We start from the raw sequence: 22,264 nt of genomic DNA, 5'->3' as shown, positions 1-22,264 counted from the left end.
ACCCGTCGACGGATCAACATGACCAACAGGTCTTCATCCGGCCGCGCCGAAATATTTATCAGACCTTTCGGGGTCTCCAACACCCCTCTTGGGCGAATTCCCCGAAAAAGTTGGCCAATTGGTCCGATCACTCTGGTGTTCATGCACAGTTCATTGCCGGATAGACTGCCGCCTGCTCGACCGCCGAAGCCGGAGGAAACCCCCATGGCCACGACCGCTCCCGAGACCGATCCCGAGACCACTCCGAACCCGGCGCAGGACTCAACTCCGGCCGTACCACCCGAAAAGGGTGGTTCGGTCACCCAGCGGGCGATCGAGTCCATAAAAGCTATGATCACAGAAGGCCGACTGGAGGCCGGACAACGGCTCCCCACGGAGCGAGACTTGGCCGTCGACCTCGGCATCTCGCGCAGTTCCATGCGCGAGGCGATCCGCGCGCTCACCGTTCTCGGCGTGCTGGAGTCCCGCCACGGCTCCGGCATCTACGTCACCCAGCTGGAGGCGGTCGACCTCCTCGACACGTTCGGCATCGTCGCCGAGATCTCCCCGAAGCCGCGGCTCGCGGAACTCCTCGAAGTGCGCCGCATCCTGGAGTCGGCGGCGACGGCCCTGGCCGCGGCCCGCATCGACGGCGGTCAGCTGGCGGAACTGGACAAGCAGTTGGCCGTCATGAACGGGACCGAGGACCCGGAGGAGTTCCTCGCCGCCGACATGGCCTTCCACCGTACGATCACACAGGCCGCGGGCAACGAGGCGCTGGCCGCGATCGTCGAGGGCCTGTCCTCCCGCACCTTCCGCGCGAGGGTCCGCCGGGGCCACCAGGAGGTGGGCGCCTTCGCGGTGACCCGCGAGGAGCACCGGCGGATCCACCGGGCACTGGTCGGCCGCGACCCGGAGGCGGCGCGCGTCGCGGCGGCGGCGCACGTGGGCGCGGTGGAGGAGTGGCTGCGGGGGCAGTTGGACGACTGAGACGACCCCACGGGGGACGGGATCAGGCCCGCCCCACGGGTGACGGGATCAGGCCGAGGACACGTGCGCCGGGAGCGCAGCCCGTGCCCGCGACACCTCCCGCACCGCCTCCCGCACCGCGTCCGGCGAGAGCCCGGCCCCCTGCGCGAAGGCCGCCTCGTACCGGGACGGATCACCCCGTCCCGTACGGCACTTGGACTCGATCCGTACGACGTCCGCCTGCTCGGCCACCGGCAGCGGCGCGCCCGCCGACGCCCGGGCGGCGGAGGCCGCGCCGAGCAGCAGCGCGGCCTCCTCGAACCGATCCGCCAGGGCGTGTGCCCCGGCCAGGCCCTCCAGGGCCAGGGCGAGTGCGCGCGGGTCGCCGGTCGTGCGGGCGGTGGAGTAGCCCTCCTCGTGGAGGGCGAGGCAGGCGGCGGGCTCGCCGCGCAGCTCGGCGACGAAGCCCAGTTCGGCGAGGATCAGCGCGTTCGCGCCGTCGAGTCCGACTTCGCGGTGCCAGTCCAGGACGCGGTGCAGGTGGCGTGCGGCGGCGTCGAGGTCGCCCGCCCGGCGGGCGCCCAGGCCGAGTCCGAGTTCGGCGTTGATCTCGCCCGCCCTGAAGCCGTGCGCGGCGGCCAGGCGGCGGGACTCCTCGTGGTAGTCGGTGGCCTGGGCGAGGTGGCCCGTGAGGAGGGCGATCCGGCCGAGGCCCGAGAGGAGGTCGGCGGACTGGGTGGCGAGGCCCAGACGACGGGCGGTGCGCAGGGCGGTGTGCTGGAGGCGGGCGGCGCGGGCGTAGTCGCCGTGGATCTCGGCGATCATGGCGAGGGTGTGGACGGTCCACAACTGGGCGCTCCGGTCGCCGATTTCACGGAACAGCCGGTCACCGGCGGTGGCGTCCTCGCCCGCACCGTCCAGGTCGCCCCGCAGGAGGCGCTGGACGGAACGGTCGGCGAGGGCGGCTGCCGTGCCCCAGTCGTCGCCGAGCGCACGGAAGCTGTCGAGGGCGCTCGTCGTCAGGCCCTCGCCCAGCGACATGTCGCCGGTGCCGCAGAGCGAGTGGGCCAGGAACCAGCGGGCCCGCGCCTGCTCGTGCGGCTCGCACAGGTCCTCGTACACCTTGAGTGCGGCCATGATCCGCGCCGTACGGTCGCGGCCGTCGCCGGAGAGGATGTCGACGCCGACCCGCCAGGCGCCGACGCAGGCGCGCAGTCCGGCGCAGTCCTCGCCGCCGCTCGCCTCCTCGCCGACGCCCACCGCCAGTGCGTCGGCGAGTGCGCGGCGCCCCTCGGCCAGCCGGCCGCGCAGCACCCATGACCAGGCGAGCGCGTTGACCAGGCGCAGTGCGGCGGGCGCGTCGCCCGCTCGTACCGACGTGTCCAGCGCGGTACGGAAGTTGGCGGCCTCGGCGGTGAGCCGCTCCAGCCACTCCTGCGCGCCGGGCCCGTAGAGCTGTGGCTCGGCCTGCTCGGCGAGAGCGGTGTAGTGGGCGAGGTGGCGGGCGCGTACGCCGTCCTCCTCGCCCGCGTCGCGCAGCCGCTCCGCGCAGTACGCGGCGACGGATTCGAGGAGACGGTAACGGGGCTCGCCGTCCACCGCCCCGACGGGTACGACCAGTGACCGGTCCACCAGCCGGGTCAGCAGGTCGAGTACGTCATCGGCGGCGACGCCGCCGCCCGCGCACACCTCCTCGGCGGCCTCGGCGGTGCAGCCGTCGGCGTGGGCGGCCAGGCGGCGCAGTACGGCGCGTTCGGGGCCCGTGAGGAGTTCCCAGCTCCAGTCGATCATCGCGCGCAGGGTCTGCTGGCGGGCGGGCGCACCGCGCTGCGCGGAGCCGCCGAGGGCGCGGAAGCGGTCGTCGAGCCGGTCGAGGAGGCGGTGCACTCCGAGGGCGCGGACGCGGGTGGCGGCGAGTTCCAGGGCGAGCGGGATGCCGTCGAGGCGGCGGCAGATGTCCTCCACGGCCGGGGTGTTGGTGTCGTCGAGGGTGAGGTCGCTCGCGCGGGCGGCGAAGAGCGCGACGGCGTCCGGGAGGCTCAGCGTCGGTACGTTCCACACCCGCTCGCCGGGGACGGCGAGGGTTTCCTGGCTGGTCGCGAGGGCGCGCAGGCCGGGGGCCGCCTTCAGCAGGTGCCCGGCGAGGACGGCGACGGACTCGACCAGATGCTCGCAGTTGTCGAGGACGAGGAGCATGTTCCGGGGGCGGAGGGCGGCGGCGAGCCGCCCGGACGCGGACGCGGCGTCGGGATCGGAGCCCCAGGTGCCGTCGTCACGGATGCCGAGGGCGGCGGCGACCGCGGCGGCCAGACCCTCGACGTCCGCCCCGGTCGGGCCTTCGCCACCCGCGCCCGCCCCGGTCAGACCCTCGCCACCCGCGCCCGCGCCCGCCAGTCCCTTCCCACCCGCGCCCGCCCCGGCCAGGGCTGCCAGCTCCACGAGCCACACCCCGTCCGGGAAGTCGGGGGTCAGCCGCTCGCCGACGGCCACCGCGAGACGGGTCTTGCCGACGCCGCCGGGCCCGGCGAGCGTCACCAGGCGTGCGGAGGAGAGCAGTTCACCGACCTCGGCCACCGCACCGTCCCGGCCGACGAGGCCGGTGAGCGGGGCGGGCAGGTTGGTGCGCGGGGCGGCGGGCGCGGGCGGTACGGGGGCCGCGGTCAGGCCGGGGTCCTGGGTGAGGACGGCCCGGTGGAGGGCGACGAGCTCGGGGCCGGGGTCCAGTCCCAGGTCGTCGGCGAGGCGGGTGCGCAGGTCCTCGTACGCGGCGAGGGCCTCGCTCTGGCGGCCCGCCCGGTAGAGGGCCTTGAGCTGGACGGCGCGGAGGCGTTCGCGCAGCGGATGGCGGGCGACGAGGTCGGCCAGCTCCCCCGTCAGCGCGGCGTGTTCACCGAGCGCGAGGCGGGTCTCGGCCAGCTCCTCCAGGACGGCGAGGCGGTCCTCCTCCAGGCGGTTCGCCGCAGCGAGCGCGAAGGCCTCGTCGGCGAAGTCGGCGAAGGCGGGCCCGCGCCACAACTCCAGTGCGGAGGCGAGGAGTTCGGCGCTGCCCCGGAGGTCTTCCGGGCCTTGAGCGGTACGGGCCCGGGCGGCCAGGCCCGCGAACCGGTGCGCGTCGACCGCATCGTCGGCCGGGGCGAGGAGATACCCGGGCGAGCGGGACACGATGAGCTCGCGCGCTCCCGGCTCCGCCTCCTCCAGCACCCGCCGCAACTGCGAGACCTTCGCCTGGAGCGCACGCAGCGGCTGCCCCGGCCGGTCGTCGACGTCGTCACCCCAGAGCGCGTCGATCAGCCGGTGGGTGGCGACGGGGCGGCCCGGGTCGACCAGGAGGGCGGCGAGGAGCGCCCTGACCTTGAGTTCGGGCACCCGGACGGGCGTCCCGCCGTCCGTCACGACCTGTATCGGCCCCAGCACTCCGAATCGCATGGCGCCACCGTAACTCGGGCCCCGAACAGGGCCGTAACAGTGTCCGAGCAGGGCCCGAACAGGGCGGCTCCAGAGTGAGGTCCATCGCCACGGGAACGGGCGGCGGGAACGGGGCACGGACCCCGGCCGTCCACCCGGCCCACTACGCCGAGGAGCACACACCATGAGCACCCGGACCCCCACCACCCGGTCCGCCGCCCGGCCCTCCGCCCACCATCCCGCGGGGAACCTCACCGGCAGGACCGCCCTCGTCACCGGCGCCAGCCGCGGCATCGGCCGCGCGATCGCCCTGCGGCTGGCCCGCGAGGGCGCCCTCGTCGGGGTGCACTACGCAGGCAACGAGGTCGCCGCCAAGGAGACCGTCGCCGCGATCGAGGACGCGGGCGGCCACGCCTTCCCCCTCCGTACGGAACTCGGCGTCCCCGGGGACGCCGACGCCCTCTGGGCCGCCTTCGACCTGCACGCCGACGGCCTCGACATCCTCGTCAACAACGCGGGCGTCGCAGGCCCCGGCAGGATCCAGGACGTCACCGAGGCCGACTACGACCGGGTCTTCGCGGTCAACGCCAAGGCCCCCTTCTTCATCGTCCAGAAGGGACTGGACCGGCTCCGCGACGGCGGTCGCATCATCAACGTGTCGTCGGGCGTCACGAAGGTGGCCTTCCCCGGCATGACGTCGTACGCGGCGAGCAAGGGAGCGGTGGAGGTCCTGACCCTCACCCTGGCCGCCACCCTCGGCGCACGCGGCATCACCGTCAACGCCGTCTCCCCCGGCACGATCGAGACGGACATCCACCCGTGGATGGCCGACCCGGAAGCGAAGGCGCACGCGGCGTCCTTCTCGGTCTTCGACCGGGTGGGCCGGCCGGCCGACGTGGCGGACGTGGTGGGCTTCCTCGCCTCGGACGACGCCCGCTGGATCACCGGTCAGAACATCGACGTCAGCGGCGGCTCGGGCCTCGGCGTCTGAGCCACCGCCCCAACTCCCGTACAACCAGCACCTTCTCACCCTCTGGAGACCTCGCCATGTCCCACGCCCTCCTCGTCGTCGCCCACCCCCGCACCGATTCCCTCACCGGGCGGGCCGCCGCCCGCGCCCGTACGCGGCTGGAGGCCGCGGGCCACACCGTCGACCTCCTCGACCTGCACGCGGAGGACTTCGACCCGCGCATGACGGTGGCCGACGAACCCGACTGGTCGGACCCCCACAAGACGTACAGCCCCGAAGTCCACGCCCACATGCGGCGGATCGAGGCCGCCGACACGATCGTGGCCGTCTTCCCGCTCTGGTGGTACGGGGTGCCCGCGATCCTCAAGGGCTGGATCGACCGGACCTGGAACCACGGTTTCGCGTACGGCGACCCGGCCGACCGCACCCCCTTCTCCGGCAAGCGCATGCTGTGGCTGGCCCTGGCGGGCGCGGGCCCCGAGGACCTGGCGAAGCCGGGCTTCGACGAGGCGCTCGACCGCCAACTGCGTACCGGCATCGCCGAGTACTCCGGCATGACGCACGCGACGGTCGCACTGGTCCACAGCACGATCGTCGAGGACGGGGCGGGCGCGGAACGCGTCCTGACCGACGCCGACACCGCCCTCAGCGACTTCCTGTCCACGCCCGCACTCCGCACCCCCTGAACCCACCGGGCCACGCAGTCCCCCACCGGAGCCCCGGACCGAGCACCCCCTTCCCGCGCGACAGCCCACTCCCGCGAGACACCCGACCCCCGGACGGCAGCCGCCGCCCGGGGGTCCTTCGCTGCCCGGGGTGGTGCGCGCGGCCCCGGGGTGGTGCACGCGGTGCGGCCGTGGATCATACGGTCATGGCCCACCTCGACAGCGCCCCGCCCGGCCGGACCCCGAGCACGGTGGCGGTTCGGGTGCGGCACGCCCGCCCCGCCGATCTCCCCCACGTCGTACGGCTCGCCTCCGAGCACGCCGCGTACGAGAAGGCGGCGCCGCCCCACCCCGATCTGGCCGGCCGCCTGGAGTCGCTCCTCTTCACCACCGATGACCCCCGCCTGGCCTGCTTCGTCGCCGAGCTGCACGACGACCGCGACACCCGCGACGACCGGGGCGGCGCCGAGATCATCGGCTATGCCTCCTGCGCCCCCACCCTGTCCACCTGGGACGGGGTGGAGTACCTCCACATGGACTGCCTGTTCCTGCGGGACGGCCACCGCGGCCTGCGGGTGGGCCCGATGCTGGTGGAAGCGGTACGGGCCGAAGCACGCGCGCGGGGCCTGGCCGAGGTCCAGTGGCAGACCCCGACGTGGAACACGGACGCGATCCGGTTCTACGACCGTCTGGGTGCCCGGAGCACGGACAAGCGGCGCTTCACCCTCCCGGCGACCTGAGACCCGGCACCCCACCAGCACCCCAAGGGGGCCGTGCCGCTCAGCGGCACGACCCCCAGCTTCCTCAAGCCCTCAGGCCCTCAGGCCCTCAGCGGGACTCCCCCTCCCCCCGCCGCGCCCCGCCGCACCCCTGCGGCGTCTACTCCGGCGGGGTCGGGGTGTCAGGCCCCTGGGACATCGTCTGGACGTCCATCTCCAGCTTCACCGTCGGCCCGACGATCGCGATGCCGCGCGCGAGCATGTTCCGCCAGTTCAGCGTGTAGTCCTCGCGGTGCAGTTCGGCGCTCGCGCGGGCGGCGCACCGCAGTTCCTCCCCGTACCCGCCGTTGACCGCGCCCAGGTAGGAGGTGTCGAGCGCCACCGACCGGCTCACCCCGTGCAGGGTCAGCGCGCCCTGTACGGACCAGGTGTTGGCGCCCCGGTGGACGAACCGTTCGCTGACGAAGTCGATGTACGGGTAGTTCTCGACGTCCAGGAAGTCGCCGGAGCGCAGGTGGTTGTCGCGGGTCTTGTTGCCGGTCGTCAGGCTCGCGGCCTCGATCCGCACCCGTACCTCCGACTCCGCCGGATTCGCGGCGACCCGCACGCCGCCCTCGAACTTCTGGAACCTGCCGTGCACGTTCGCCATGCCCACGTGCTGGGCGATGAAGCGGATCGCGGTGTGCGGCGGGTCGATGGTCCACATGCCGGGCGCCGGCGGCTCCAGCTGCTGCGCCACCTCCAGCTCGACGCGGCCCATGCTGAGCGTCTCGCCCGGCTCGATGTAGAAGGACCAGCTGGCCGGCCGCATCCCCTCGGCGGTCATCAGCAGCCCGTACTCCCCGGCCGGCAGTGCGGCGGCGAACAGCCCGAAGAGGTCGGTCGTCCCGCGCGCCGCCACCCGCCCGTCCGACTTGGCGGTGATCACGATCTCGGCCCCGCCGAGCCTCTGCCCGACCGGGTCCACCACCTCGCAGCCGACCGTCCCGGCCCCTCGCGGCACCGGCAGCACGAGCCCGCCGCCACCCCTGCCACCCGCCGAAGCAGCCTTCACGCGCGCACGCCGGAGGAGGGAGAGGACCATGGAGTTCACCTTTCGCCGAGGACAACCGCCACTGCCCGGCCACCGGACCGGAATGGCTCGTTCAGTTGTCTCACAAAGGGAACGCAGATCCGAAACCGTGTCGCACGGCGGCCACCTGAGGCCCGGTCACCGCACGCACCACGCCCTACCGCGGCGCACCGCACCGCGCGTACGCCGCGCCCGCACCGCTCCGCCCGAGCCCCCGCGGAAGCTACCGGTCCACCGGCCGGTCGGGCGTGATCCGCTTCCCCCGGTGCTGACGCCGGTAGCGCCGGTCCCACTTGTCCCGCTGCTCACGCCGCTCGCGGTACTCCCCGTACCCGCCCTTCGCGGCACTGCCGCCGACGCTCCCGAACCTCACGGCCCCGTAGACCACCACGGCCCCGACCAGCCACCACACGGGCGACGAGAAGCCCATGACGAACAGCACCGCCACACCCACCACCAGCAGAACGACCATGACAGCCTCCCTAGGCCTCGATCGCACTCGCCACGTCCCGGAAAGCGGGCAGCATCCGCCGCAGCCCACTGACCGTCAGCGCATCCTCGACCGCCTGCGAGGGCGCGACCAGCCGCAATTCACTGCCGTACGTCCGGGCCCGCCGCCGCACCGCGATCAGCAGACCGACCCCCAGCAGGCCGCACTCCCGCACACCCGACAGGTCGAGCACCCACGGCACCCCGGCCCGGCACCCGAACTCCGCGAGCTTCGCCCGCCCGAGCCTGCGCCCGGCCACGACCACGACCGGCAGCAGCCCGGGAACGACCCGGAGCACCACGGGTACGGGAGCGGGTACAGATACGGACGCAGGTACGGAAAGAGGAGCGGTCTCGGAAGAAGAACCACTCTCGAAAGCTGGAACCGGATGCATCACACGCCGCCTCGACAGATTTCACATGCCGGGGGCCGGGGCTTCTGGGCCACAGCCTAGACCTGCCGGGCACGGGGGAGAAGAGTCGTGCGGGTACGAGCGGAAGACTCACGCTCGGAACGTTTCTTCACGTCCTGCTGTGGTGGGGCAGGTGGGACTCGAACCCACGGCCGACGGATTATGAGTCCGCTGCTCTAACCGGCTGAGCTACTGCCCCCACACGGCGTGGCGCGTACACATGTACGCGCCGTCTGCCGCAGCATAGCCGGTCATACGATCTCCTGCCTCGGATGGTCGGCAACGCATGACCATGAGGACTTCAGCGCTGCCCGCGCGGTTCCCGAACGTGCCGCACACCACACCAAGGGGCGCACGCACACACGAAAAGAGGGCCTCCGTAGAGGCCCTCTTCCCTTACTGCTCCCCCGACTGGACTCGAACCAGTAACCCTCCGGTTAACAGCCGAATGCTCTGCCAATTGAGCTACAGGGGACCGCGCTCCCCCGACTGGACTCGAACCAGTAACCTGCCGATTAACAGTCGGCTGCTCTGCCAATTGAGCTACAGGGGATTGCTGCGGTTGCACCGAATGCACCCCGACCCGGTCTCCCCGGGGGCGTGCGTCCGCTGCGAGACATACATTAGCGCAAGCAGGGGGGTGCTCCGCCAATCGGTATGCCCCGGGATGATCTGCGGGCAGGACGGGTAGGCGGCCAGCACACCGACATCGTTGCAGGAGAAGGGTGGCAGCCATGCGCTACCGGCTCACGTTCGTCGCCGGACTGGCCCTCGGATACGTGCTCGGCACCCGGGCCGGGCGCGAGCGGTACGAGCAGATCAGGAAGTCGGCCCGGCGGATCTCCCAGAACCCGGCCGTACGGAACACCGCCGAGTCGGCCGCCCAGAGCGGCCGGGAGTTCGCGGGCAAGGCGGTGCACACCGTCACCGACAAGGTGGGCAACCGGGTACCCGAGTCGGTCGCCCAGCGGGTGCGGTCGCTGAAGGAGCGCAGGCCGGGCGGCGAGGACGACTGGGGCACGAGCAACACCTGACCCGGACGGCCCGGGGGGCTCCGGGACTCCGGTCGTGCCTGTTGCCGCCTGTTCCCCCCCCCCGTCACCGATTGCACAGCTGCCGCATCCCGCCCCGGTGGGGTGCGGCAGAATCGTGCGCATGGGCATAGTCGCGGGGTTGGACAGTTCGGCCGGATTCACACACGTCGTCGTCTGCGACACCGACACCGGTGCCGTACTGCGTGAGGGGTACGCCCCCCACCCGGTCGAGGAGAAGGCCACCGAGGCGGATCCGCAGGCGTGGCTGCTGTCGCTGGGCGACGCCGCCGCGGACGGGCTGCTCGACGACGTACAGGCGATCGGGGTGTCCGCGCAGCAGCACGGGCTCGTGCCCCTCGATGCGGGCGGGACGCCGGTGCGGGCGGCGCTGCTGGGCAACGACAAGCGGGCGCAGGTCGCCGCGGCCGATCTGGTGGAGGCGCTGGGCAGCAGGCAGGCGTGGGCGGAGGCCGTCGGAGCGGTTCCGACGTCGCCGCAGCCGGTGGCCAAGCTGGCCTGGATGGCACGGCACGAGCCGCAGAACGCGGCCAGGATCGCGACGGTGATGCAGCCGCACGACTGGCTGGTGTGGCAGCTGCTCGGGCGGCCCGCCCGCCGGACGACCGACCGGGGCGCTGCTTCGGGCACGGGCTACTGGTCGGCGGCCACCGGTGCGTACCGGCCGGACCTGGTGGAGCTGGCGCTCGGGCACCAGGCCTCGCTGCCGGAGGTGCTCGGCCCTTCGGACGCCGCGGGGACGACGCCGGAGGGACTGCTGATCTCGGCGGGTACGGGCGAGACGATGGCCGCCGCGTTCGGGCTCGGGGTCGGGGTCGGGGACGCCGTGGTGTCGCTGGGGGCCTCGGGCTCGGTCATGGCGGTGCACCACGAGGCGCTGGCCGATTCGAGCGGGATGATCACGTCGTTCGCCGACGCGACGGGCATGCACCTGCCGGTGGTGCACACGTCGAATGCGGTCCGGGCGCTGCGGGGCACCGCCGAACTCCTGGGCGTGGAGGGCGGGTTGGAGGAGCTGTCCGCGTTGGCGCTGAAGTCGACGCCGGGCGCTTCCGGGCTCGTACTGCTGCCGTATCTGGAGGGTGAGCGGACGCCCTGGCTGCCGCACACGGCGGGCACGCTGTTCGGGCTGCGGCGGGAGTCGATGAAGCCGGAGCACCTGGCGCGGGCGTCCTTCGAGGGCATGCTGTGCTCGCTGGCGGACGCGATGGACGTGCTGCGTTCGCGCGGGGTGCAGGTGCGGCGGGTGTTCCTGCTGGGGGCCGCCGCCGAGCTGCCGGCCGTGCAGGCGATGGCGCCGATGATCCTCGGCACGCAGGTGGTCGTGCCGCAGCCCGCGCAGTACGCGGCGCTGGGGGCTGCGCGGCAGGCGGCCTGGGCGCTCGGGGTGGCGCAGGGGACGCTGTCGCCGCAGGCTCCCCCCGCCTGGCAGGGGGCGGTGGCGCAGGTGCTGGAGCCGGGCGACGAGCTGGCGGCGGGCGGGGCGATCCGGCAGCAGTACGTGGCGGCGCGCGAGCAGATCCACCCGGAGGCGTTCGGCGTTCAGGGGCGCCTTTAGGGGCGCGGGTCTGTACGGGACATGCGGCTCCGCCGCGTGGGCGCGACCAGCCACGACGCACCCGCACGTACACAACCCGCCCGGACGGGCAACCACCCGGGTCCGGGCCGAGCGGAGCAGGGTCCGGGCCGAGCCCGGAAGCAGAGTCCGGGCTCCGCGGGCAGGTCTTGACCCGGGTTTGGGGAAATCCCTTGGGTGCGGTGGGGGCGGTTGGCGGAGGATGGGAGGCCTCATCCCTGTCCCCCGCCGTCCGACGGAAAGACCGCGCGTGCTTCTCAAGCTTCTGCGGGCCCATCTCGGCCCGTACAAGAAACCCATGGCCCTGCTGGTGGTGCTGCAGCTGTTGCAGACCAGCGCCTCCCTCTATCTGCCCACCCTCAACGCGGACATCATCGACAACGGTGTCGTGAAGGGGAACACGGGTTACATCCTGGAGTTCGGCGCTCTCATGATCGCGGTGAGCGTCTTCCAGGTCGTCTGCAACGTCGGAGCTGTCTTTTACGGGGCGCGGACCGCTTCGGCGCTCGGGCGGGACGTCCGGGCCGCGGTCTTCGCGCGGGTGCAGAGCTTCTCGGCGCGGGAGCTCGGCCAGTTCGGCGCACCGTCGCTGATCACCCGTACGACCAATGACGTCCAGCAGGTGCAGATGCTGGTCCTGATGAGCTTCACGCTGGTGGTGTCCGCGCCGATCATGTGCGTCGGCGGGGTCATCATGGCGCTCGGTCAGGACGTGCCGCTGTCGGGCGTGCTGCTCGCGGTGGTGCCGGTGCTCGGCATCTGCGTCTCGCTGATCGTGCGGAGGATGCGGCCCCTGTTCCGGTCCATGCAGGAGCGGCTCGACACCGTGAACCGGGTGCTGCGCGAGCAGATCGCCGGCAACCGGGTCATCCGGGCGTTCGTGAAGGACACGTACGAGAAGGACCGGTTCCGCAAGGCCAACGAGGACCTGACGGACATCTCGATGGCGACCGGCCGACTGATGGCCCTGATGTTCCCGATCGTGATGACCGTGGTGAACGTGTCGAGCGTCGCCGTGGTCTGGTTCGGTGCGCACCGGATCGACAGCGGGGGCATGCAGATCGGTGCGCTGACCGCGTTCCTCGCCTATCTGATGCAGATCGTGATGGCCGTGATGATGGCCACCTTCATGTTCATGATGGTGCCGCGCGCGGAGGTGTGTGCCGAGCGGATCGAGGAGGTCCTGGACACCCGCAGCAGCGTGGCGGTGCCGGTGGCCCCGGTCTTCGAACTGCGGCGCCACGGCCAACTGGAGCTGCGGGACGTCGAGTTCAGCTATCCGGGCGCCGAGGAGGCCGTACTGAAGGACATCCGGATCGACGCGCGTCCCGGCGAGACGACCGCGATCATCGGGTCGACCGGCAGTGGGAAGTCGACGCTGCTCGGGCTCGTACCGCGGCTGTTCGACGCGACCGGTGGAGAGGTCCTGGTCGACGGGGTGGACGTACGGACGCTGGATCCGGCGCTGCTCGCGAAGACGGTGTCGCTCGTTCCGCAGAAGCCGTATCTGTTCTCGGGGACGGTCGCGAGCAATTTGCGATACGGAAAGCCGGACGCGACGGACGAGGAGTTGTGGCGGGCGCTGGAGACGGCGCAGGCACGGGATTTCGTGGAGTTGCTGGAGGGCGGGCTCGACGCTCCGATCTCGCAGGGCGGCACGAACGTGTCCGGCGGGCAGCGGCAGCGGCTCGCGATCGCGCGGACGCTGGTGCAGAAGCCGGAGATCTATCTCTTCGACGACTCGTTCTCGGCGCTGGACTACGCGACGGACGCGGCCCTGCGGAGCGCGCTCGGGCGGGAGACCGCGGAGGCGACCGTCGTCATCGTCGCCCAGCGGGTGTCGACCATCCGGGACGCGGACCGGATCGTGGTGCTGGACGAGGGCCGGGTGGTGGGGACCGGACGCCACCACGAACTGATGGAGACCAACGAGACCTACCGGGAGATCGTGCTCTCCCAGCTGACGGAGGCTGAGGCGGCATGAGCGGGCCCGCTGGACGGATGATGGGACCCCCGGTCGAGAAGTCGATGAACTTCCGCGGGTCGGGGAAGCGGCTGGTGCGACAGCTCGCACCGGAGAAGGCCGTGCTGTGGGTGCTGTTCGTGGCGCTGCTCTTCAGCGTCACGCTGTCGGTGATCGGACCGAAGATCCTCGGCGCGGCCACCGACCTGCTCTTCGCCGGAATAGTGGGCCGGGCCATGGAGCCCGGTCTCACCAAGGCGCAGGCGATCGACGGGCTGCGCGGGAGGGGCGACGACGGGCTCGCGGACATGCTGTCCGGGGTGGACTTCGTCCCCGGGCAGGGCATCGACTTCGGTGCGGTCGGCGCCGTACTGCTGGTGGTACTGGCCGTGTACGTCGGCGCGGGCCTGCTCATGCTCGTCTCGACGCGCATGGTGAACCTGGCGGTCAACCGGACCGTGTACCGGATGCGCCGCGACGTACAGGCGAAGCTGTCACGGCTGCCGCTGGCGTACTTCGACCGGGCCAAGCGCGGCGAGGTCCTGTCGCGGACGACGAACGACATCGACAACATCGGCCAGACCATGCAGCAGACGATGGGCCAGCTCATCAACTCGGCGCTGACCGTGATCGGTGTGCTGATCGTCATGTTCTGGATATCGCCGCTGCTCGCGCTGGTGGCGCTGGTGACGGTGCCGCTGTCGGTGGTCGTGGCGGCGAAGGTCGGCAAACGCTCGCAGCCGCAGTTCGTGGCGCAGTGGAAGACGACAGGCGCGCTGAACGCGCACATCGAGGAGATGTACACCGGCCACTCGCTGGTGAAGGTCTTCGGACGGCAGGACGAGTCGGCGGAGGCCTTCCGCGAGCAGAACGACAAGCTCTACGAGGCGGGCTTCAAGGCGCAGTTCAACAGCGGGATCATGCAGCCGCTGATGATGTTCGTGTCGAACCTGAACTACGTGCTGGTGGCAGTGGTGGGCGGGCTGCGGGTCGCTTCCGGGACGCTCTCCATCGGGGACGTGCAGGCGTTCGTCCAGTACTCGCGGCAGTTCTCGATGCCGCTGACGCAGGTCGCCTCGATGGCCAACCTGGTCCAGTCCGCGGTGGCTTCGGCGGAGCGGGTCTTCGAACTGCTCGACGCCGAGGAGCAGGCGCCGGACGCGGTGGACGCGCCGGGGCTGCCGGTGACGGACGCCGACGAGCTGCGCGGGGCCGTCGAGCTGGAGAACGTGTCGTTCCGGTACGAGGCGGACAAGCCGCTGATCGAGGACCTGTCGCTGCGGGTCTCACCGGGGCAGACGGTGGCGATCGTCGGGCCGACGGGGGCGGGCAAGACCACTCTGGTCAATCTGCTGATGCGGTTCTACGAGGTGACCGGCGGGCGGATCATGCTGGACGGCGTCGACATCGCGAAGATGTCGAGGGAGAAGCTGCGGTCCGGGGTCGGGATGGTGCTTCAGGACACATGGCTGTTCGGCGGCTCGATCGCGGACAACATCGCGTACGGGGCGGGCGGTTCGGTCACTCGGGAGCAGGTCGAGGAGGCGGCTCGGGCGGCACATGCGGACCGCTTCGTGCGGACGCTGCCGGACGGGTACGACACCGTCATCGACGACGAGGGGGCGGGGGTCAGCGCGGGTGAGAAGCAGCTGATCACGATCGCCCGGGCGTTCCTGTCGGATCCGGTGATCCTGGTGCTGGACGAGGCGACGAGTTCGGTCGACACGCGGACCGAGGTGTTGATCCAGAAGGCGATGGCGCGGTTGGCGCACGGGCGGACCTCGTTCGTGATCGCGCACCGGCTCTCCACGATCCGGGATGCGGACGTGATCCTGGTGATGGAGAACGGGGCGATCGTGGAGCAGGGCACGCACGAGGCGCTGTTGGCGGCGGAGGGGGCGTACGCGGGGCTCTACGCGGCGCAGTTCGCCCAGGCGGTGGTGGAGGTGGAGTAGCGGCCCTCCCGGTCGGGGGGGGGCATCGTGCGGGTGCGTCGTTGCTGGTCGCGCAGTTCCCCGCGCCCCTCGATGTCTGCCCCCTGCCCCGCTCAGTCCAGGTAGCCCCGCAGCTGGTCGGCGAATGCGTGGTCGCGGAGTTTGTTGAGGGTCTTGGACTCGATCTGGCGGATGCGTTCTCGCGTCACGCCGAAGATGCGGCCGATCTCTTCGAGGGTGCGGGGGCGGCCGTCCGCAAGACCGTAGCGGAGCTGGACGACCTTGCGTTCGCGTTCGCCGAGGGTGGAGAGGACCGCTTCCAGGTGTTCGCGCAGGAGGAGGAAGGCGGCGGATTCGACGGGGGACGTCGCGTCGCCGTCCTCGATGAGGTCGCCGAGGGCCACGTCGTCCTCCTCGCCCACGGGGGCGTGCAGGGAGACCGGTTCCTGGGCGAGGCGCAGGACCTCGCCGACCCGTTCCGGGGTGAGGTCGAGCTGGGCGGCGACCTCTTCCGGGGTGGGTTCGCAGCCCCGTTCCTGGAGCATGCGGCGCTGGACCCGTACGACGCGGTTGATGAGTTCGACGACGTGGACGGGGACCCGGATCGTGCGGGCCTGGTCGGCGAGGGCGCGGGACATGGCCTGGCGGATCCACCACGTCGCATAGGTGGAGAACTTGAAGCCGCGGGCGTAGTCGAACTTCTCGACGGCCCGGATCAGGCCCAGGTTGCCCTCCTGGACCAGGTCCAGCATGGTCAGGCCGCGGCCGACGTACCGTTTCGCCACGGAGACGACCAGGCGCAGGTTGGCCTCGATGAGGCGGCGCTTGGCCATCCGGCCGCGTACCACCAACTTGTCGAGATCCAGGGTGAGCCGGTAGTCGAGATCGGGTGCCGTGGCGAGTTTCTCCTCGGCGAAGAGGCCCGCTTCCACACTGCGGGCGAGTTCGACCTCGTCGGCGGCGGTGAGGAGCGGGATGCGGCCGATCTCCCGTAAGTACTGGCGGAAGAGGTCGGAGGACGGGGTGGCGGACTCGCCGGCCCGGTGCGGTCGTTCGGGAGGGTCGGGGCGTTCGTGCTCCTGCGCCTGCTCCCGGTCGCTCTCCGGTTCGCGTTCCTCCACCGCGTCCTCGGCGGACTCCGTCGCGTCCACCGTCGCTTCCGGATGGCGCTCGGCGCGGCTCTGCACGGGTACGGCCGCGACCAGATCGGTCAGGGTCTGGGTCTGCACGGGGGCGACCTCCATGGTGAACACAGCCGGGTCAAAGCCTCAGGCACCGCCACCAGTGTGGGGTGCGACACACGGCCGCCGCGAGGGGCGTGCGAATACTTTTTGAGTCCGGTCCGTGACCGGGTGGTTACCCGGAGGGAGTCGACGGGCCCCGAAAGGGGCGCTAAAGGGCTGCTGCGCCGTGGTTGCGCAGGGAGCGGGCGTACTGCTGGAGGACCCAGAGTTCGTTCTGCACGGTGGCCAGGTGGGCGGGATCGCCCTGGCTGCCGACGCGGGCCAGGGAGCCCTGGACTTCGAGGATGCGGCGGTCGACGGCGCGCAGGCGGACCTGGACGAGCTGGACGCCCGCGTACACCTCGTCGACCGTCTTCGCGTGGATCGCTTCGACGGCGAGCTCCGTGACCATGGCTCTGACCTGGTCGTCGAGGGCCGTCTCGCGGACCCGGGCGAGGTAGTCGGCGGGGGCCTGGGCGCCGAGCTCGGCGCCGCCGGACTCCTCGATGGTCTGGCGGACAGTGGCGTAAGGGGGCGCCGTGAACTCGTCCGCGCCGTACGCGTCGAAGGCGGGCGAGACCAGGTCGGGGCGCTGGAGGGCGAGCTTCAGCAGCTCGCGCTCGGTGCGGTGGACCGGGCTGCGGAGGTTGAGGGCGGGGCCCGCGTGGACGGGGGCGGCGGGGGCCGTGTCGTACTGCTTGCGGGACTGCGGTCCCGACGGGGGTCCTGACGACGGGCCGCGCCCGCCCCTGTCCTTCGCCCAGCGGGCGAGCTGCCCGATGCGCTTGACGACGAACTGGGTGTCCAGGATGCCGAGCATGCCCGCGAGCTGGACCGCGACCTCGTGCTGCGAGGCGCTGTTCTTGATGCGGGCGACGACCGGGCCCGCCTCGTCGAGGGCGGCGGCGCGACCGGCCGGGGTCTCCAGGTCGTAGCGCGCGATGATCTGGCGCAGCGCGAACTCGAAGAGCGGGGTGCGGGGCTGGGTCAGGTCGACCACGGCCTCGTCGCCCTTCATGAGGCGCAGGTCGCAGGGGTCCATGTTGTCGGGGGCGATCGCGATGTATGTCTCGGCGGCGAACTTCTGGTCGTCCTCGAAGGCGCGCAGGGCCGCCTTCTGGCCGGCGGCGTCGCCGTCGAAGGTGAAGATCACGCGGGCCGAGCCGTTGTCCATCAGGAGGCGGCGGAGGATCTTGATGTGGTCGCCGCCGAAGGCGGTGCCGCAGGTCGCGATGGCGGTGGTGACACCGGCCAGATGGCAGGCCATCACGTCGGTGTAGCCCTCGACGACGACGGCCCGGCTGACCTTCGCGATGTCCTTCTTGGCCAGGTCGATTCCATACAGGACCTGGGACTTCTTGTAGATCGGGGTCTCGGGGGTGTTGAGGTACTTCGGTCCGTTGTCGTCGTCGCGGAGCTTGCGCGCGCCGAAGCCGACGACCTCGCCGCCGATGTCGCGGATCGGCCACATCAGCCGGCCGCGGAAGCGGTCGATGGGGCCGCGGCGGCCGTCCTGGGAGAGCCCGGAGGTGATGAGCTCCTTGTCGCTGAAGCCCTTGCCGCGCAGGAAGCGGGTGAGGTGGTCCCAGCCGGCCGGGCTGTAGCCGACGCCGAAGTGGGCGGCGGCCCCCTGGTCGAAGCCGCGCTCGGCGAGGAACTTGCGGCCGATCTCCGCCTCGGGGCTCTCCAGCTGCTGGATGTAGAAGTCGGTGGCCGCCTTGTGGGCCTCGACCATGCGGGTGCGTTCGCCGCGCTGGTTGGAGGGGTTGTAGCCGCCCTCCTCGTACCGCAGGGTGATGCCCGCCTGGGCGGCGAGGCGCTCGACCGTCTCCGAGAAGGTGAGGTGGTCGATCTTCATCACGAAGGCGATCGTGTCGCCGCCCTCCTGGCAGCCGAAGCAGTGGAAGAGACCCTTGCTCGGACTGACCTGGAAGGACGGGGACTTCTCGTCGTGGAAGGGGCAGAGGCCCTTGAGGTTGCCGCCGCCCGCGCTGCGGAGCTGAAGGTACTCGGACACGACGGCGTCGATCGGGAGCGCCTCCCGGACCGCCTTCACGTCGTCGTCATTGATCCTGCCTGCCACGCGTGAAGTGTACGGGGAGGCTCGGACACTCCGGCGTGCGTGGTCAGCCGATGAGCGACTCCAGGGGTACGGAGGGGTCGGCGAGGGCGTGCTGGTCGACCTCGGCGCCGCTGCGGATGAGGTTCTGGATCTGGTCGGTGACGTCCCACACGTTGACGTTCATGCCCGCGAGGACCTGGTGGTCCTTCAGCCAGAAGGCGATGAACCGGCGCTTGCCCGCGTCGCCGCGCACCACGACCTGGTCGTACGCCCCCGGGGGCGCCCAGCCCGAGTACTCCAGGCCGAGGTCGTACTGGTCGGAGAAGAAGTACGGGACGCGGTCGTACGACGTGCCGCGCCCGAGCATGGCGCGGGCGGCGGCGGGGCCGCCGTTGAGGGCGTTCGCCCAGTGCTCGACGCGCAGCCGCTGCCCGTGCAGCGGGGTGCCGGGGAGGTGCAGGGGCACGGCGGCGACGTCGCCGGTGGCGTAGATGTCGGGGTCGCTGGTGCGCAGGTGGCCGTCGACCGCGATGCCGCCGCCGTGCGCGCGGTCGACGAGGGCCAGGCCCGAGGCCTCGGCGAGGGCGGTGCGGGGGGCGGCGCCGATGGCGGCGAGCACGTCGTGGGCGGGGTGTTCCTCGCCGTCGTCGGTGAGGGCGGCGAGTACCAGGCCGTCCTGGCCGACGATCTCGGTGAGGCGGGCCCCGAAGTGGAAGCGGACGCCGTGCTCGGCGTGCAGGTCGGTGAAGAGCTGGCCGAGCTCGGGGCCGAGGACGGAGTGCAGGGGGGTCGGCTCGGGCTCGACGACCGTGACCTCGGCCCCGTAACCGCGTGCGGCGGCGGCGATCTCCAGGCCGATCCAGCCGGCTCCTGCGACGACGAGGTGTCCGTTGTCACGGCCGAGGGTGGCGAGGACGCCGCGCAGGCGCTCCGCGTGGGAGAGGCGGCGCAGGTGGTGCACGCCGGTGAGGCCGGTGCCGGGGATGTCGAGGCGGCGGGGCTCGGAGCCGGTGGCGAGGAGGAGCTTGTCGTAGTGGATGAGGGTGCTGTCGCCGAGGCGGACGGTCTTGGCCTCGCGGTCGAGGTGCACGACGGGCTGGCCGAGGTGCAGCTCGACGTCGTTGGCCGCGTACCAGCCGGTCTCCTGGACGAAGACGGAGTCGCGCTCGGACTTGCCCGCGAGGAAGCCCTTGGAGAGGGGCGGGCGTTCGTAGGGGTGGTCGCGTTCGTCGCCGATCAGGATCACCCGGCCGGTGAAGCCCTCGGTGCGGAGGGTTTCGGCCGCTTTCGCGCCGGCGAGTCCGCCGCCGACGATGAGGTAGGTCTGATCTGCGTCGACCACTTGATGCCTCCAATGTGCGCGTGGGGTTTCGAGCGTCCCGCACGGACGGTTACGGGGGAAGAGGGGGTGGGGGCGGCGGGGGGTGGTGGGCCGGGTGCGAGCCGGTGGGGGTGGGGGTTCGGGGCCGCGCCCGGTGTCCGGGCTTCGGCCGCTTCGCCCTCAGTCGTCGGACGGTCCGGGGCGTCCTGTCAGACGGCCGTGCAGGGATCTGGCCGAAGAGTCCGTGAGGGCTGCGATCTGGTCGACCAGGACGCGCTTGCGGGCGCGGTCGTCGGGGGCCGTGTCGAAGAGGGCGCGGAACTGGGGGTCCAGGCCTTCGCCCGGGGCCCGCAGGGTGAGTGCCTCGGCCAGTTCCGCGATGACGATGCGCTGGTCGGCACGGAGGCGTTCCTGTTCCTCGCGCTGCATGACGTACCGGTCGGCGACCGCCTTCAGCACCGCGCACTCGTTGCGCGTTTCGCGCGGGACGACCAGTTCCGCCGCGTAGCGGGTGAGCCGGCCGTCTCCGTAGGCGGCCCTCGTCGCGGACTCCGCCGCCGTGCAGAAGCGGCCGATGAGCTGGCTCGTCGCGTCCTTGAGGCGGGCCTGGGCGAGCGCCGAGCCGTCGTAGCCGTGCGGCCACCATTCCTGGTCCATGAGCCGGTCGAGGGCTGCGGCCAGCTCGGCGGCGTCGGTGTCCTCGGGGACGTACCTGCCGCGTGCCACTTCGTAGATCTCGCGTCGTTCCGGTTCGGCGAGGAGGAGGCCGGGGTCCAGGTGGCCGGCGTGCAGGCCGTCCTCGAAGTCGTGCACCGAGTAGGCGACGTCGTCGGACCAGTCCATGACCTGTGCCTCGAAGCACTTGCGGAACTCGGGGGCCCCTTCGCGCACCCACCGGAAGACGGGCAGGTCGTCCTCGTACACCCCGAACTTCACCGAGGCGGAGTCGGTGGGGTGACTGCCGCGCGCCCAGGGGTACTTGGTCGCGGCGTCCAGGGCGGCCCGGGTGAGGTTGAGGCCGACGCTGACGAGGGTGCCGGTCTCCTCGCTGGGTACGAAGCGTTTGGGTTCGAGGCGGGTGAGCAGGCGCAGCGACTGGGCGTTGCCCTCGAAGCCGCCGCAGTCCTTGGCGAAGTCGTTGAGTGCCTGCTCGCCGTTGTGCCCGAAGGGCGGGTGGCCCATGTCGTGGGAGAGGCAGGCCGCTTCGACCAGGTCGGGGTCGCAGCCGAGGGCGGCGCCCAGCTCACGGCCGACCTGGGCGCACTCCAGGGAGTGGGTCAGGCGGGTGCGGGGGCTGGAGTCCCACACCTGGCTCCGCGAACCGGGCGTGACCACCTGGGTCTTGCCCGCCAGGCGGCGCAGCGCGGCGGAGTGCAGCACGCGGGCGCGGTCGCGCTGGAACGCGGTCCTGCCGGGCCGTTTGTCGGGCTCGGCGTCCCAGCGCTGTGTCGCGGCCGAGTCGTATGCGGTGCTTTCCATACCGATGACCGTAACCGCAGCCACCGACAGTCGCCCCCACCCGCCGCGGGCAGGTCAGGCGGGCGCGGGCGACCCCGGTGATGTCCGGGTCCCGTCGAGGGACACCCGGCCGAGCTGGGCGGAGAGCTGGGCGGTGATACGGGTGAGGAGTTCGGCGGTGCTGTCGAGGGGCAGGGAGTGGGGTCCGCCGTGCGTGCGCGCGGGGTTCCCGTGTGCTTCTCGCGGTGAGGCCGACTCTGTCGTCATGTCCCGATCCTCCCTTTCCGAGGTTGCGGGGGCGTTGCGCGGGAGTGACGGCTGCGACCGGGACCTGGCGGGAACTCCCTTACCGCTGCGGCCCCTTGGTGCACCTGGTGCACCACGGCTCGTCGGGGTGCACCAGGGTCGGAGCACCCCAGATCCTCGGACTGCTACAGCTTCTTGAAGAGGAAGACGTCCTCGTGCCCGCCGGGGACTCCCGGCAGCCGTGCGGTCTCCTCGTACCCCAGCCCCTTGTAGAAGTCCGGTGCCTGGAAGGTGAACGACGACACCATCGCCCGGTCGCAGCCGCGGCGGCGCATCTCCTCCTCGGCGGCCCGCATCAGCCTGCCGCCCCAGCCTTCGCCGCGGGCGTCCTCGCGCACCCAGAGCATGTGGGTGCTGCCGAGTCCGCCCCAGGTGAAGCCGGTGAGACCGCCGACGAGTTCGCCGGCCCCGTCGGTGACGCGCACGGACAGTTCCTGCTCGTCGTACGCACCGGTGGCCTTGCTGTTGAAGGCGGTGAGTTCCTTGTCGAGGCGGTCGGCGAGCTCCTTGTCGTCCTCGCCGACCCGCACGGTGTTCTTGTCGACCGTCGTCTGATCTGCCGTCTGATCTGCCGTGTGATCCGCCGTGTGATCTGCCGTCTGTTCCGTCGTCTCTTCTGTCGTCATGGGGCGAGTATCCGGCTCCCGCGCGCCCGGCCCCAGCGAAATACGGGTGCTCGCGGCGGTGC

At 71.7% G+C, this 22,264-nt stretch carries 18 protein-coding genes and 3 tRNA genes; 8 read left to right on the top strand and 13 right to left on the bottom strand.

Annotation, left to right across the window (positions count from 1 at the left end; genetic code table 11):
* Window positions 1-204: 204 nt before the first annotated feature.
* A complete protein-coding gene (locus ACWGIG_RS14105; RefSeq protein ID WP_453321831.1) occupies window positions 205-969 on the top strand; it encodes a FadR/GntR family transcriptional regulator in 765 nt (254 codons plus the stop codon).
* A 48-nt stretch (window positions 970-1,017) separates the two neighbouring features.
* Here the strand turns inward: ACWGIG_RS14105 and ACWGIG_RS14100 are convergent, their stop codons facing one another.
* On the bottom strand, window positions 1,018-4,374 hold the full coding sequence (locus tag ACWGIG_RS14100; protein WP_453321830.1) for a BTAD domain-containing putative transcriptional regulator: 3,357 nt from the start codon (window positions 4,372-4,374) through the stop codon (window positions 1,018-1,020).
* A gap of 163 nt (window positions 4,375-4,537) precedes the next feature.
* Between ACWGIG_RS14100 and ACWGIG_RS14095 the strand changes: the two genes are divergently transcribed.
* The 3 genes from ACWGIG_RS14095 to ACWGIG_RS14085 all read left to right on the top strand — a co-directional run bounded on the left by ACWGIG_RS14095 (window position 4,538) and on the right by ACWGIG_RS14085 (window position 6,728).
* Complete coding sequence (locus ACWGIG_RS14095; RefSeq protein WP_453321829.1) at window positions 4,538-5,344, top strand: SDR family oxidoreductase; 807 nt, start codon at window positions 4,538-4,540, stop codon at window positions 5,342-5,344.
* Between the two features lie 56 nt (window positions 5,345-5,400).
* Window positions 5,401-6,009: an NAD(P)H oxidoreductase gene (locus ACWGIG_RS14090; protein ID WP_453321828.1), complete on the top strand. Its 609-nt coding sequence runs from the start codon at window positions 5,401-5,403 to the stop codon at window positions 6,007-6,009.
* 185 nt (window positions 6,010-6,194) lie between these two features.
* The gene (locus tag ACWGIG_RS14085; protein WP_453321827.1) at window positions 6,195-6,728 is read left to right on the top strand and encodes an N-acetyltransferase family protein; all 534 of its coding nucleotides are present in this window, start codon (window positions 6,195-6,197) and stop codon (window positions 6,726-6,728) included.
* A gap of 139 nt (window positions 6,729-6,867) precedes the next feature.
* Here the strand turns inward: ACWGIG_RS14085 and ACWGIG_RS14080 are convergent, their stop codons facing one another.
* From ACWGIG_RS14080 to ACWGIG_RS14055, 6 genes are all read right to left on the bottom strand, one after another.
* The gene (locus tag ACWGIG_RS14080) at window positions 6,868-7,791 is read right to left on the bottom strand and encodes a YceI family protein (protein WP_453321826.1); all 924 of its coding nucleotides are present in this window, start codon (window positions 7,789-7,791) and stop codon (window positions 6,868-6,870) included.
* A gap of 211 nt (window positions 7,792-8,002) precedes the next feature.
* The gene (locus ACWGIG_RS14075) at window positions 8,003-8,251 is read right to left on the bottom strand and encodes a hypothetical protein (RefSeq protein ID WP_453321825.1); all 249 of its coding nucleotides are present in this window, start codon (window positions 8,249-8,251) and stop codon (window positions 8,003-8,005) included.
* Between the two features lie 10 nt (window positions 8,252-8,261).
* Window positions 8,262-8,567 carry an STAS domain-containing protein gene (locus tag ACWGIG_RS14070; protein ID WP_453321824.1) on the bottom strand — a complete coding sequence of 102 codons (306 nt, stop codon included), beginning with the start codon at window positions 8,565-8,567 and terminating at the stop codon, window positions 8,262-8,264.
* Between the two features lie 236 nt (window positions 8,568-8,803).
* Window positions 8,804-8,880, bottom strand: a tRNA-Ile gene (locus ACWGIG_RS14065).
* Between the two features lie 203 nt (window positions 8,881-9,083).
* Window positions 9,084-9,156, bottom strand: a tRNA-Asn gene (locus tag ACWGIG_RS14060).
* A 5-nt stretch (window positions 9,157-9,161) separates the two neighbouring features.
* A tRNA-Asn gene (locus ACWGIG_RS14055) sits at window positions 9,162-9,234 on the bottom strand.
* 181 nt (window positions 9,235-9,415) lie between these two features.
* Between ACWGIG_RS14055 and ACWGIG_RS14050 the strand changes: the two genes are divergently transcribed.
* The 4 genes from ACWGIG_RS14050 to ACWGIG_RS14035 all read left to right on the top strand — a co-directional run bounded on the left by ACWGIG_RS14050 (window position 9,416) and on the right by ACWGIG_RS14035 (window position 15,227).
* Entirely contained in the window at window positions 9,416-9,715 is a 300-nt protein-coding gene (locus ACWGIG_RS14050; protein ID WP_453321823.1) for a YtxH domain-containing protein, read from the top strand.
* A 121-nt stretch (window positions 9,716-9,836) separates the two neighbouring features.
* Window positions 9,837-11,291, top strand: coding sequence for an FGGY family carbohydrate kinase (locus tag ACWGIG_RS14045; RefSeq protein ID WP_453321822.1), 1,455 nt, complete (start codon window positions 9,837-9,839; stop codon window positions 11,289-11,291).
* A gap of 268 nt (window positions 11,292-11,559) precedes the next feature.
* Entirely contained in the window at window positions 11,560-13,293 is a 1,734-nt protein-coding gene (locus tag ACWGIG_RS14040) for an ABC transporter ATP-binding protein (RefSeq protein WP_453321821.1), read from the top strand.
* Complete coding sequence (locus tag ACWGIG_RS14035) at window positions 13,290-15,227, top strand: ABC transporter ATP-binding protein (RefSeq protein ID WP_453321820.1); 1,938 nt, start codon at window positions 13,290-13,292, stop codon at window positions 15,225-15,227. Before ACWGIG_RS14040 ends, ACWGIG_RS14035 begins: the two co-directional genes overlap by 4 nt.
* Before the next feature lie 92 nt (window positions 15,228-15,319).
* On the opposite strand, the gene ACWGIG_RS14030 is transcribed toward ACWGIG_RS14035, so the two are convergent.
* From ACWGIG_RS14030 to ACWGIG_RS14005, 6 genes are all read right to left on the bottom strand, one after another.
* The gene (locus ACWGIG_RS14030) at window positions 15,320-16,450 is read right to left on the bottom strand and encodes an RNA polymerase sigma factor (protein ID WP_453321844.1); all 1,131 of its coding nucleotides are present in this window, start codon (window positions 16,448-16,450) and stop codon (window positions 15,320-15,322) included.
* Window positions 16,451-16,598: 148 nt separating this feature from the next.
* Window positions 16,599-18,512, bottom strand: coding sequence for a DNA primase (dnaG, locus tag ACWGIG_RS14025; RefSeq protein WP_453321819.1), 1,914 nt, complete (start codon window positions 18,510-18,512; stop codon window positions 16,599-16,601).
* 43 nt (window positions 18,513-18,555) lie between these two features.
* On the bottom strand, window positions 18,556-19,833 hold the full coding sequence (locus ACWGIG_RS14020) for an NAD(P)/FAD-dependent oxidoreductase (protein WP_453321818.1): 1,278 nt from the start codon (window positions 19,831-19,833) through the stop codon (window positions 18,556-18,558).
* Between the two features lie 159 nt (window positions 19,834-19,992).
* Window positions 19,993-21,291, bottom strand: coding sequence for a deoxyguanosinetriphosphate triphosphohydrolase (locus tag ACWGIG_RS14015; RefSeq protein ID WP_453321817.1), 1,299 nt, complete (start codon window positions 21,289-21,291; stop codon window positions 19,993-19,995).
* A gap of 54 nt (window positions 21,292-21,345) precedes the next feature.
* Window positions 21,346-21,537, bottom strand: coding sequence for a hypothetical protein (locus ACWGIG_RS14010; RefSeq protein ID WP_453321816.1), 192 nt, complete (start codon window positions 21,535-21,537; stop codon window positions 21,346-21,348).
* 164 nt (window positions 21,538-21,701) lie between these two features.
* Window positions 21,702-22,202, bottom strand: coding sequence for a GNAT family N-acetyltransferase (locus tag ACWGIG_RS14005; RefSeq protein ID WP_453321815.1), 501 nt, complete (start codon window positions 22,200-22,202; stop codon window positions 21,702-21,704).
* Window positions 22,203-22,264: the final 62 nt, after the last annotated feature.

The organism is Streptomyces sp. NPDC054863, from assembly GCF_053610825.1.
The sequence above is the reverse complement of the archived record's forward strand: the minus strand, read 5'-3'. Positions and strand labels throughout refer to the sequence as shown.